The following is a 12,170-nucleotide window of genomic DNA, read 5'->3' as shown; positions in this document are numbered from 1 at the left end:
CCGACGAGCTCACGGTAGGGGTGGGCACCGACAACTCAGCGATCCCACAGCGCGTCGGCGTCAATTAGTGATCGCATCGTGATGCGGCGGTGGCCGTCGTACGCTCAGGTCGATGTCTGCGATCCGCTTCCTGCCGCGGGGCGCCCGGCGCGTGGCGTACGAGCTCCGCGGGAGCGGGCCGCCTCTGGTCGCCCCGGCATGGTGGGTCAGTCACCTCGAACTCGACTGGCAACACCCTGGCGTGCGGCAATTCTGGGAGGGCGTCGCCGAGGACTTCACCCTGGTCCGCTACGACCGGCTCGGCGCCGGCATGTCCGACCGCGCCGTGCACGAGGCCGATCTCACCCTCGAGGCTGAGGTCGAGGTCGTGCGTGCACTTCTCGACGAACTCGGGTTCGACCGCGTGTCACTGCTGGGCGGCTCCTCGGGCAGTTGCACCGCGGTGGCGTTCGCCGCGGCTTATCCGGAACGGGTGCAACGGCTGGTGTTGTACGGCTCCTACCCCCAGGGGGACGTGCTGACCCCGCCCGGGGTGGCGGACGCGATCGTCACGGCCGTCGGTGCGCATTGGGGCCTGGGCTCACGCGTGCTCAGCGATATCTTCCTCGGTGGCGCCGACGCGGCAGAACACGCACGTTTCGCCCAGGTGCAGCGTGAGTCTGCCAGCGCGGAGACCGCCGCGGCCCTGCTGCGTCTGGTCTACAGCCTCGACGTCCGCGCCCGGCTTCCGCTCATCCGGGTGCCGACGACGGTCGTGCACCGCCGCGATGACCGTGCCGTGCCGTATCAGCTCGGGCGTGCGGTCGCGGCCGCGATCGACGGTGCGGAATTCATGCCATTGCAAGGTGATTCACACTTCCCATGGATCGGCGACATCGATTCGGTGATCCGCGCCTGCCGCCGTGCGCTCGCGCCCCAACCGCTACCGGCACACAAGGTGGACGGGCCGGTGCTGCTGTCCGGTCGTGAGCGCGAGGTGCTCGACTGGGTGGCCCGCGGTCTCGGTGACCGCGAGATTGCCGAGCAGCTGCGGCTCAGCCCGCACACCGTGCACCGCCACGTCGCGAACATCCGCCGCAAACTCGGTAGCCCGTCGCGCACGGCCGCCGTCGCCGAGGCTGCTCGGCTCGGGCTGCTGTAATGGCCGGAACCGGCCATCGCCGAAAGATGGCCGGATAGCGCGATGCGTGCGCGGCGCGTGCGCTCGTAGATTTCGCCATATGACCGAGCTCATCTGTGTTGACTCGCGCCCGGCGCACTCGTTGTGGCTGCGCATCATGTCCGTGTTGTATGACCCGTTTCTCTGGGCCGGTGAGATCGTCGGGATGCGGCGCCGCCGGCGCACCTTGCTGGCCCAGGCCTACGGGCGCGTCCTCGAAATCGGCGCGGGCACCGGACTGAACGTCGCGCACTATCCCGATGCGCTCGACGAGCTCGTGCTCACCGAACCGGAACCTGGGATGCGCCGCAAACTCGTTCGGCGCCTTGATCGCAACGGCCGTCAGGCGGTCATCTCCGGTGCCTCCGCCGAGCGTCTGCCGTTCGCCGGCGAGTCCGTGGACACGGTGGTGGCGACGCTGGTCCTGTGCACCGTCGAACAGCCGGAGCGAGCCCTCCGCGAGATCGCGCGCGTGCTACGCCCGGGCGGACAATTGCTGTTCATCGAGCACATCCGGTCGGGTTGGTGGCCGTTGGCGTTGTGCCAGAACGTCTTTGCGCGGTCCTGGCGCAGCTTCGCCGGCGGTTGTGTCTGCAACCGGCCCACCGTCGAGTTGATGCGGGCCGCCGGATTCACCGTCGACGCCGACGATGCCGTGTGGAGCGGGATGCCCGCGATCGTCCATCCGCTCGCCGTCGGCCGGGCCACCAAATAACACTTCAGGAGGGAATTCCATGGCCAGACACCGCAAGTCGGTATCACCGTATCTGCGAGGTGGGATCGCCGGCGCAGCGATCATCGGGTCCGGCTACCTGTTGGCCGCGACCAACGCGGCAGTCGCCCAAGCCGAGCCGGAAAGCGCTGCTTCGGTATGCGTTCCGGGAGCGTCGGGCTGCCCGGGCGGGGCGGGTGAGCAGGCGACTGTCGCCATTGCGGGCCCCCACCTGGTGCTCATCGGCAACGGCACTGCCTCCCACCCCAACGGCGGCCTGCTGTTCGGCAACGGTTACAGCCCGGACCCGGCCACCTGCGGTACGCAATGCAATGGCGGCAGCGGCGGATGGTTCGCCGGCAATGGCGGCAACGGGGCGAACAGCGGTCGCGGGGGTAACGCCGGGCTGTTCGGAAACGGCGGGCGCGGCGGCGACGGTACCAGCATGGGCATCAACGCCGGCAACGGTGGACGGGGCGGTCTGCTGGCCGGCAGCGGCGGTGACGGCGGAACCGGCGCACTCGGCGGCGGCAGGGGTGGCGACGGGGGACATGGCGGCCTGTTCGGTGGGGGCGGCGGAAACGGCGGCATCGGTGGCACGGGGTCGATCGGCAGCAACGGTGGCGACGGCGGCGCCGGTGGTGACGCCGGCCTGTTCGGCAGCACGGGAGGTAACGGGGGCGACGCCGGCCGGGGCATCAACAGCAACGGCGGCGCCGGCGGTGCCGGTGGCAACGGCGGACTGGTCCACAGCGGCGGCCATGGTGGTGCCGGGGGTAACGGGGGCGCGAACGGCGCCGGTGGCCAGGGCGGTGGCGGCGGCAACGCCGGAGCGGTGGCCGGCGACGGCGGGCGCGGCGGCGCCGGCGGGAATGCCGGAAGCGGCCAGGGTCTCAATGGCGGCCAGGGCGGAGCGGGTGGCGACGCCGGTACCCGCGGCAACGGTGGCGCCGGCGGACAGGGTGGCTTCGGCGGAAGCAGCACCACCGTTCACGGCGGCCTGGGCGGCAATGGCGGCAACGGTGGACGCGGCGGACTCGCCGGTGGCGCAGGCGGATCCGGCGGTGCCGGTGGCGGGGTCACCGCCGGTATCGGTGGTGGGGGCGGCAATGGCGGGCACGCCGGTGCCGGCGGCGTCACCGGCGGCACCGGGGGCTCCGGTGGCAAAGGTGGGTCGAGCACTTCCGGGCCGGGCGGGGGTGGCGGCTTCGGGGGCAACGGCGGGTCGGGCGCGCACCGGCCAGGCGAGACGGGCCGGACTCCCAATCCGCCCAACGGCGGGGCCGGTGGAGATGGCGGCGCCGGCGGTGCGGGTGGCGGTCGGCGGCCGTAGCCCTACTCGCGGCGCAGCTTCAGTAGCAGCCACGCCGCCAGGGTCTGTGCGTCGGTGACCACGCCGTCGCGGATCATCTGATCGATCTGCCCGGCGGTGAACCACTCGCTGTGCATGTCCTGCTCTTCATGCTCGCGCTCGTGGTCGCCTTCGGTGATGCCGGTGGCCAGGTACGCCCAGCCGCGCTGGCTGCTCATCCCGGGCGCGACGTCGAGTTGGCCCAGGACCTGCCACGATGTGGCACGCAGACCGGTCTCTTCCCGCAGTTCCTGCGCGGCCAGCTCGGCGGGCTCCGGCTCGTCACCGCTGAGACTGCCCGGTGCGGTGCCCTGGACAAATTCCCAGCGCCGCAACCGGATTGGGTAGCGATACTGCTCCACCATGCGGTAGCGGTCACCGTCGTGCGCGATCACCAGCGCATACGTCGGCTTGTCGATCACACCGTAGATGCCGAGGGTGCCGTCGGGGCGGCGGATATCGTCCTCCCGGACCACCATCCAGTTGTTGCGGTACACCTCACGACTGGCCAGTCTTTCGATCGGGTCCACCGGCCCAGAGTAGCCTCACCAGCGTGTTGTTGACTTCCCTGGACCCCGCCGCCGTGGCCGCCGGACATGACCTCGCCGACGCGGTGCGCATCGACGGTGTGGCGCTGAGCCGCAGTGACCTCGTGGGGGCGGCCACCTCGGTCGCCGAACGGGTATCCGTCGCGCGGCGCGTCGCCATCCTGGCCACTCCGACCGTCCCCACCGTGCTGGCGGTCACCGGCTGTCTCATCGCCGGTGTGCCGTTCGTGCCCGTGCCCGCCGATGTCGGCGCCACCGAACGCACGCATATCCTCGCCGACTCCGGCGCTCAGGCGTGGTTGGGGGAGCAACCCGCCGAAGCCGAAGGGCTGCCGCATATTCCGGTCCGGCTCCACGCACGGTCCTGGCACCGCTACGCCGAACCGTCGCCGGATTCGCCCGCGATGATCATGTACACCTCCGGTACCACCGGGCTGCCCAAAGGTGTGCTGATCAGCCGCCGGGCCATCGCCGCCGATATCGACGCTCTCGCCGCGGCCTGGCAGTGGACCGCCGAGGACACCCTGGTGCACGGGCTGCCGTTGTTCCACGTGCACGGTCTGGTGCTGGGGCTGCTCGGTTCGCTGCGCATCGGAAACCGATTTGTGCACACCGGAAAACCCACTCCCCAGGCGTATGCAGAGGCCGGCGGCTCGATGTACTTCGGGGTGCCCACGGTGTGGTCGCGGGTGGTCGGAGACGAGGCGTCGGCGCGCGTGTTGGCGTCGGCCCGGCTGCTGGTGTCGGGTAGTGCGCCGCTGCCGGTGCCCGTGTTCGACGAACTGGTGCGGCTCACCGGACACGCGCCGGTCGAGCGGTACGGCAGCACCGAATCGTTGATCACCATCAGCACCGTGGTCGACGGGGAACGCCGGCCCGGCTGGGTGGGGCTGCCCTTGCCGGGCGTGCAGACGCGGTTGGTCGATGAGGACGGTGCGCCGGTGCCGCACGACGGCGAAACCATCGGGAACCTGCAGATCAAGAGCCCCACCGTGTTCAGCGGCTATCTCAACCGGCCCGACGCGACCGCGGAGGCGTTCGACGCCGACGGCTGGTACCGCACCGGGGATGTCGCGGTGATCGATGCCGGGGGGATGCACCGCATCGTCGGGCGGGAATCGGTCGACTTGATCAAGACGGGCGGTTTCCGGGTCGGTGCCGGCGAGATTGAAACGGTGCTACTCGGGTACCCGGGTGTGGCCGAGGTGGCCGTGGTCGGGGTGCCCGATGACGACCTGGGTCAGCGGATCGTGGCCTTCGTGGTCGGGTCCGTCGTCGCGGACGAGGTGATCGACTTTGTGGCACAGCAACTCTCGGTGCACAAACGCCCGCGTGAGGTCCGTGTGGTCGACGCGCTGCCCCGCAACGCGATGGGCAAGGTACTCAAGAAGGAGCTGATGACATGACCCTCAGGTTCTCCGAGATCTGCATCGATGCGCGCGACCCCGAAGCGCTGGGTGCGTGGTGGTCGCGGGTGCTGGATTGGCCGCACCACACCGACGCCGACGGTGACGTGGTGCTGACCCCGCCACCCGGAGCCGGGCCGATCTGGCTGTTCCTGGCCGTGCCCGAAGACAAATCGGTGAAGAACCGGCTGCACCTGGACTTCACCCCGGAGGATCAGGACGCCGAAGTCGAACGACTTCTCGAACTCGGCGCCCGCCATGTCGACATCGGACAGGGCGAGCAGAGCTGGGTGGTGCTGGCCGACCCGGAAGGCAACGAGTTCTGCATCCTGGCTGCCGAATAGCCTCTGCACATCCGGCTCCCAGGCTGGGCTGCCACCATGGCCCGATGCGTGCACTGGCCTGGTTGGCGACCTGTGCCCTGGTGCTCGCCGGGTGCGCGTCGGCCCCACCGCCGAAGTCGCTCACTCCGCCGATGGGGTGGAATTCCTGGAATTCCGGGATCGAGCTGACCGAGCAGAGTGTGCACCAGATCGTCGACGCCATGGTGTCCTCCGGGATGCGCGACGCCGGGTACCGCTACGTCAACCTCGACGCCGGCTGGGCCGCGCCGACCCGTGACAGCGACGGTCACCTGCAGCCCGACCCGGACCGGTTTCCGCACGGGATCGCCGCGCTGGCGCGCTACGTCCACGACCGCGGGATGCTGCTCGGTATCTATCACAGCCCGTTCAACCAGGGCTGCGGACAGGATCCGCGGATCGGCGGGGCGGGCCATGAGCACGCCGATGCTCAGACATTCGCCGACTGGGGTGTGGACTATCTGAAGTACGACTGGTGCCGGCTGGCCGCCGGGCATGACGATCAGGTCGCGTACTTCACGGCCATGCGCGACGCGCTCCATGCCACCGGGCGGAACATCGTCTACAGCATCAACCCGAACAGCTCGGGTAATCCGCGTGCGGGCATGGAGTACGACTGGTCACATGTCTCCGATGTCACCCGGAACGCTGTCGATCTGGTTCCGGCATGGGGCGATGCCGCGCTGTGGTCATCGGGGCTGGCCGGTGTGGATCAGGCGTTCACCGAAGCCGGCGCGGCCGCCTCGCCCAGCGGGCCGTCGCACATCAACGATCCGGACATGATGGTGATCGGTTTGGGCTGGAATGAGTTCGTGGTCGGGCATCCGACCATGGCGCTCGGGCCGCAGCGTGCCGATCTGACCGATGACGAGCAGCAGACCCATTTCTCGCTGTGGGCGCTGTTGGCGGCACCATTGTTGGCGGGCAATGATATTCGTTCGATGTCGCCGCGGACGGCCGCCATCTTGACCAACCGCGAGGTGATCGCCGTCGACCAGGATCCGCTTGTCGTACAGGGGCATCCGCTAGCGGGTGATCCGCGAGTGCTGGTCAAACCGCTCAGCGGTGGCGCTGTCGCGGTCGGGCTGTTCAACCAGTCCGGCGACACCGTCACCCTGCACGCTTCGCTGAGCGCGATCGGGCTAGCGGACGGCACGTGTCATACCGTGCGAGATCTGTGGCGGCACAACGACGCTACGACCGACGGCGATCTCTCGGCGTCGGTGCCGAGACATGGGGTGGCGCTGCTGCGGGTGAGCCCGGGGTGCTAGCCAGTGGTGGCCGCCGTTTTCTGCCTGAGGGTTGTGCTCGACGGGATTCGACGACCCTGCGGTAGAAAACGGCGAGCGGCGGGCCCCAAGCTAGTTGGCGTGCAACGCCTCGTTCAACGTGATGCCGGTGCCGTCGCGCTTGACGACCTCGACCGCACCCGAGAGCGAGTTGCGGCGGAACAGCAGGTTGCTGCCGCCGGAGAGGTCCTTGGCCTTGACCGTCTGGCCGTCCGCCGTGGTGACCTTGGTTCCCGCGGTGATGTACAGCCCGGCCTCGATGACGCTGTCGTCGCCCAGTGAGATACCCAGCCCGGCATTCGCACCCAGCAGGCAGCGCTTGCCCACCGAGATGACTTCCTTGCCGCCACCGGACAGCGTGCCCATGATCGACGCGCCACCACCGACGTCGGACCCGTCGCCGACGACGACACCGGCGGAGATACGGCCCTCGACCATCGAGGTGCCCAATGTGCCCGCATTGAAGTTCACGAAGCCCTCGTGCATGACCGTGGTGCCCTCGGCCAGGTGCGCTCCGAGCCGGACCCGGTCGGCGTCGGCGATGCGGACACCCTTGGGTAGCACGTAGTCGACCATCCGCGGGAACTTGTCGACGCCGTACACCGTCACGGCGCCGCGGCGGCGCAGCTTGGCGCGAACCAGTTCGAAGCCGTCGACCGAAGCCGGGCCGAAGTTCGTCCACACCACATTGGTGAGCAGCCCGAAGATGCCGTCGAGGTTGGCCTCATGCGGCTTGGTCAGCCGATGGGAGAGCAGGTGCAGCCGCAGGTACGCGTCGTACGTGTCGACGGGTGCGTCATCCAGCGAGGCGATCGTGGTGCGCACCGCAACGACCTCGACATCACGGTCGGTGTCCGGCCCGGTGAGATCGGCCAGGTTGTCGGTGAGCTCGGCGACCGACAGTCTCGTCGTCCCGGATGCCCCGTCACCAGTCAGTTCGGGAGCGGGAAACCAGGTGTCCAGAACGGTTCCGTCGGCGGCGATGGTGGCCAGGCCGAAGCCAGATGCAGCAGTCACGTTGGCCTAGGTTACTGGACTAGCCTCGAGCCTTGTGAGCCTAGATCTTCGTGCTGATCCGATCGCGCTGACCGCCGCACTGGTGGACATTCCCAGCGAGTCGCGCCATGAGCAGCGCATCGCCGACGAGATCGAGGCCGCCTTGCGCGCTCAGGCGCCGTGGTTCGAGGTCATTCGCAATGGTGACGCGGTGCTGGCGCGGACCCATCTGGGGCGGCCGTCGCGGGTCATGCTGGCCGGGCACATCGATACCGTGCCTGCCGCCGACAACCTGCCCAGCCGCGTCGTCGACGGCCTGATGTACGGCTGTGGGACCTCGGACATGAAGTCCGGCGATGCGGTATTTCTCCATCTGGCCGCGACCCTCAGCGAGCCCAGCCACGACATCACCTTGGTCATGTACGACTGCGAGGAGATCGAGTCCAGCGCGAACGGACTGGGCCGTATCGAACGTGAACTGCCCGACTGGCTGGCCGCCGACGTCGCGATCCTGGGTGAACCGTCGGGCGGATTCATCGAAGCCGGCTGCCAGGGCACCATCCGTGTTGTGGTCAGCGCGACGGGCACACGCGCGCACAGTGCCCGCTCCTGGTTTGGAGACAACGCTATTCACAAGCTCGGCGCGGTGCTGGAGCGGCTGCGGGCGTATCAGGCTCGCAGTGTCGACATCGACGGTTGCGTCTACCGGGAGGGGCTGTCGGCGGTGCGCATCGGTGGCGGGATCGCGGGCAACGTCATACCCGACGCGGCGTCGGTGACGGTGAACTTCCGGTTTGCGCCGGATCGCAGCATCGAGCAGGCGGTCACACACGTCCGTGAGGTGTTCGACGGGCTGGACGTGGCGCTGGAGGTTACCGATGCAGCGGCCGGCGCGTTGCCCGGCTTGGCCAATCCGGCGGCGGCGTCGCTGGTGGCGGCTGCCGGCGGTCAGGTCCGGGCCAAGTACGGCTGGACGGACGTGTCGCGGTTCGCCGCGCTGGGAATAGCGGCCGTCAACTACGGTCCGGGCGACCCGAACCTGGCGCACAAGGTCGACGAGCATGTCAACATCGCGGCCATCACCGCGACCACCGAGACATTGCGGGCATATTTAACCGCTTGATCGGCTGGGTACTATGACTTTCGTGCTGTGAATCGATGACACCCAGGTAGTCCCTTGCCGTCATCTTTGGAGTTCGCGCATGTCAATTGTCTGTTCTCATCTTTCGTTCGGCTGGCCCGATGACGCCCCGGTGTTCACCGATCTGTCCTTCTCGGTCGGTGAAGGCCGCACTGGGCTGGTTGCCCCCAACGGCGCTGGTAAGAGCACGCTGCTGCGTCTGATCGCGGGGGTATTGCCGCCCACCTCGGGCTCTGTTGCCGTCGATGGTGTGGTGGGCTACCTGCCCCAGGAGTTGCCGTTCCTGGCCGATCATTCGGTGGCCGATGTCCTGGGCGTCACCGCGATTCTGGCGGCACTCGATGCCTTGGCCGCCGGCGATGCGAGCGAGGCGGTATTCGCCGCGATCGGCGACGACTGGGATATCGAGGAACGGTTGCGGGCACAGGTGGGGGATCTCGAACTGGACCGCCCGCTGAGCACGCTGTCGGGTGGACAGGTGGTATCGCTCGGGCTGGCTGCCCAACTGTTGAAGCGCCCGGACGTGCTGCTGCTCGACGAGCCGACCAACAACCTGGATTCCTCAGCACGACAACGGCTTTACTCTTCGTTGGACGGGTTCGGTGGCGCGCTGGTCGTCGTCAGTCATGATCGTGAGCTGTTGGACCGGATGGACGCGATCGCCGAGTTGCGCGCCGGTGAGGTGTCGATGTTCGGCGGCGGATTCACTGCCTACGAGTCGGCCGTCGCTGACGCGCAGCGGGTGGCCGAGGGCAATCTGCGCAACGCCGAGCAGCTGCTTAAGCGGGAGAAACGCCAGATGCAGGAGGCGCGCGAGCGCGCAGACCGGCGAGCCTCGAACGCCGCGCGCAACACCAAGGATGCGGGTTTGCCGAAAATCCTTGCCGGAAAACGGAAACGCAGTGCTGAAGAGTCGGCGGGGCGTTCGGACGATGTACACAGTCGACGGGTGGACGGTGCGCGGTCACGGCTGGATGAGGCTGAGCGGGCGGTGCGTGACGACGATGTGCTGGCGCTGGATCTGCCCGCTACGGAGGTGCCTGCCGGTCGGGTGCTGTTCTCGGAGTTCGGGTTACGATCTGCGGTCTTTGACGGGGTGTCGTTGGATATCCGTGGTCCCGAGCGGATTGCGCTGACGGGCCCGAACGGATCGGGGAAATCGATGCTGCTGAGGTTGGTGGTGGCGGGCGCCCAGGTGCCGGTCGCCTATTTGTCGCAGCGCTTGGATCTGCTGGATCCGTCGTCGACGGTCTTGGAGTCGTTGACGGCCTTTGCGCCGGCGATGTCGGTGACGCGACGGCGTCATCTCTTGGCGCAGTTCCTGTTCCGCGGTGACATGGTGGATCTGCCGGTGAGCGTACTGTCCGGGGGCGAACGATTGCGGGCAACACTGGCGTGCGTACTGTTCGCCGAACCTGCGCCGCAGCTTCTGCTGCTCGATGAACCGACCAACAACCTCGACCTGGTCAGCGTCGGGCAATTGGAGTCCGCGTTGAACGCCTACCGCGGTGCTTTCGTCGTGGTCAGCCACGACGGGCGGTTCCTGGACAATATCGCGCTGCAGCGGAGATTGGTGTTGGAAGCTGGGACGCTTACGCCTTCGCGGTGACGTCAGCCTGGGCTTCGGTGAGTAGGTCGTACTGGTGTAGCAAGTAGAGCCGTTCGGCATTGGCTGCTTGTTGGTCCGTGGTTTCGGCGGCATTATGGGCGCGGTGGAGCGCGAGGTCGGCTGAGTGTGTGCGTAGAGCGCAAAGGCGTTGAGGTATAAACACTGGCAATAACTGTGTTTGTTGCTAGTGTGACCATCCTGGCTACGTGGTTGTACTGAGTCACGGCCGGACAAGATAGTCTTGCTGCTTGATGAACTGATCTGAGCAGTCCTTTGCTTTGCCACTGGCAGCATTCGCTGCACCTCCGGTCCAAGTCCCGCCCGTGAACGTGTCGCTACTCTCGTGAGCCCAGGGTTTAGCTGCGCCGATTGTCAGCTGTTGGAGCTTGTTAGTGCATTCAGTCCCGCTGCCATACAGTGCATCTTGGCTGGCAGTTGGGCCAGCCATCGGGGTCGAGGAGACGGCTGGCGTATGGGCCTGTCGGTTTTTCAATATCCATGCTTAACCACCAGCAGCGGCGCAAGCACTGACTATCATCGGCGCTGTCAATCTGGATGTGTCGTAGAGATTTTCATCTGGTCTAGTGAACGTCGGAAAGCTCAGTACGTATGCGCGCATGTACTGGGCGGCGAGCGTGGAGAAGTCTTCAAGTGCGCTGTTAGAACTTTGGCGACCAAGTTCGTTCAACTTTTCAGCAAAGCTCTCGAGTACGGGCTTTAGGGCTGTGGCAGAAGCTCGAAGCTCGGGTGTCCACTGGCTCGCGGGAATGTTGGCATCTGTCCCTTTCCATGCAGCTACTTCGGGTGTTGCGTTGAACGCGTCGACCGCTTGTCTGAGATCCGAACACACCAAGTTCGGGGTCGTCAAAAATCGCACTGGCCTATTTGAATTGCCCAGCGGCGAAACGGATGTGGGAGGTTGTGCGGGTTCCACCAGCGGCGCGCGCGCTGCGGCTGATCCGTACGTAATGGCCTGGCAGATATGACTAAGAACCTCGGCTGCACCTACCGCAGTTAGGGCTAGCTGATTGTCTGGCGCCGTGTATACGGGTACATGATCCGCGTACGCCTCAGCATATGCAATGAACTGCTCATAGAGTTCGCGCATAACGCGATGCGTCGTTACCTTCATTAGGGGTGCGGTTTGTTCTGCAGCGCTGCGCATTGCATCTGCGACCGCAAGGTATTGGGTGCGAACGTCTTGACTCCAGACAGTAGCCGGGATTGACGGATCCCTCTCTTTCCATCCGTTGGCTTCCGCGTCTGCGAGCGTGTTCAGAATCGGCATCCACGGCGCACACGACGGATCCTCGGTGATCACCGACACCGGCCCGGTGTCATTCGCACTCGCGAAATCTGATGCCGGTGCACCGCTCGTCGTGGGCGCGGCGGTTGGCTTGTCAGACCCGCCGCTGCTCTTTGTGCAGGACACGGCGACGACGGCGGTCACCGCGATGACCGCGACCAGGGCTACAGCGCCGATGATCCATTTCGCCATGCCGCGCTTGGGTGCGGGCGGTGGTGTCTGCGGCCATCCTTGTTGGGGATTCCATTGCGGGCCTGGCGCATTGCCGCGGTATCCACCGGGGCCGGGAGG

General features: G+C 67.0%; 11 protein-coding genes. 8 read left to right on the top strand and 3 right to left on the bottom strand.

What is annotated here, in order from left to right:
- Positions 1 to 112: 112 nt before the first annotated feature.
- From FHU31_RS27455 to FHU31_RS31920, 3 genes are all read left to right on the top strand, one after another.
- A complete protein-coding gene (locus FHU31_RS27455; protein ID WP_167163998.1) occupies positions 113 to 1,141 on the top strand; it encodes an alpha/beta fold hydrolase in 1,029 nt (342 codons plus the stop codon).
- Positions 1,142 to 1,220: 79 nt separating this feature from the next.
- A complete protein-coding gene (locus FHU31_RS27450) occupies positions 1,221 to 1,874 on the top strand; it encodes a class I SAM-dependent methyltransferase (protein ID WP_167163996.1) in 654 nt (217 codons plus the stop codon).
- A 19-nt stretch (positions 1,875 to 1,893) separates the two neighbouring features.
- Positions 1,894 to 3,204: a hypothetical protein gene (locus FHU31_RS31920; RefSeq protein ID WP_167163994.1), complete on the top strand. Its 1,311-nt coding sequence runs from the start codon at positions 1,894 to 1,896 to the stop codon at positions 3,202 to 3,204.
- 2 nt (positions 3,205 to 3,206) lie between these two features.
- Here the strand turns inward: FHU31_RS31920 and FHU31_RS27440 are convergent, their stop codons facing one another.
- Entirely contained in the window at positions 3,207 to 3,701 is a 495-nt protein-coding gene (locus tag FHU31_RS27440) for an NUDIX domain-containing protein (RefSeq protein ID WP_208411533.1), read from the bottom strand.
- A 74-nt stretch (positions 3,702 to 3,775) separates the two neighbouring features.
- On the opposite strand from FHU31_RS27440, the gene FHU31_RS27435 reads away from it, so the two are divergent.
- Genes FHU31_RS27435 through FHU31_RS27425 form a run of 3 tightly spaced genes read left to right on the top strand, consistent with a single transcriptional unit; the run spans position 3,776 to position 6,809 of the window.
- Complete coding sequence (locus FHU31_RS27435; protein ID WP_167163990.1) at positions 3,776 to 5,176, top strand: acyl-CoA synthetase; 1,401 nt, start codon at positions 3,776 to 3,778, stop codon at positions 5,174 to 5,176.
- The gene (locus FHU31_RS27430) at positions 5,173 to 5,520 is read left to right on the top strand and encodes a VOC family protein (protein WP_167163988.1); all 348 of its coding nucleotides are present in this window, start codon (positions 5,173 to 5,175) and stop codon (positions 5,518 to 5,520) included. The genes FHU31_RS27435 and FHU31_RS27430 overlap by 4 nt, the downstream gene beginning before the upstream one ends.
- 44 nt (positions 5,521 to 5,564) lie before the next feature.
- Positions 5,565 to 6,809 carry a glycoside hydrolase family 27 protein gene (locus FHU31_RS27425; protein ID WP_167163986.1) on the top strand — a complete coding sequence of 415 codons (1,245 nt, stop codon included), beginning with the start codon at positions 5,565 to 5,567 and terminating at the stop codon, positions 6,807 to 6,809.
- Positions 6,810 to 6,899: 90 nt separating this feature from the next.
- Here the strand turns inward: FHU31_RS27425 and dapD are convergent, their stop codons facing one another.
- The gene (gene dapD, locus FHU31_RS27420) at positions 6,900 to 7,844 is read right to left on the bottom strand and encodes a 2,3,4,5-tetrahydropyridine-2,6-dicarboxylate N-succinyltransferase (protein ID WP_167163984.1); all 945 of its coding nucleotides are present in this window, start codon (positions 7,842 to 7,844) and stop codon (positions 6,900 to 6,902) included.
- Between the two features lie 34 nt (positions 7,845 to 7,878).
- Here dapD and dapE point away from each other — a divergent pair, with 34 nt between their 5' ends.
- Together dapE and FHU31_RS27410 are read left to right on the top strand one after the other, a co-directional pair.
- Positions 7,879 to 8,946: a succinyl-diaminopimelate desuccinylase gene (dapE, locus tag FHU31_RS27415; protein WP_167163982.1), complete on the top strand. Its 1,068-nt coding sequence runs from the start codon at positions 7,879 to 7,881 to the stop codon at positions 8,944 to 8,946.
- A gap of 79 nt (positions 8,947 to 9,025) precedes the next feature.
- Positions 9,026 to 10,573, top strand: a complete 1,548-nt coding sequence (locus FHU31_RS27410; RefSeq protein ID WP_167163980.1) for an ABC-F family ATP-binding cassette domain-containing protein — start codon at positions 9,026 to 9,028, stop codon at positions 10,571 to 10,573.
- A 502-nt stretch (positions 10,574 to 11,075) separates the two neighbouring features.
- Here the strand turns inward: FHU31_RS27410 and FHU31_RS27405 are convergent.
- Positions 11,076 to 12,071, bottom strand: a complete 996-nt coding sequence (locus FHU31_RS27405; RefSeq protein ID WP_167163978.1) for an ESX-1 system-associated protein — start codon at positions 12,069 to 12,071, stop codon at positions 11,076 to 11,078.
- Positions 12,072 to 12,170 lie beyond the last annotated feature (99 nt).

The sequence above is a fragment of the Mycolicibacterium fluoranthenivorans genome, from assembly GCF_011758805.1.
GTDB classification, from domain to species: Bacteria; Actinomycetota; Actinomycetes; order Mycobacteriales; family Mycobacteriaceae; genus Mycobacterium; species Mycobacterium fluoranthenivorans.
This window is presented reverse-complemented; position numbering and strand designations above follow the sequence as displayed.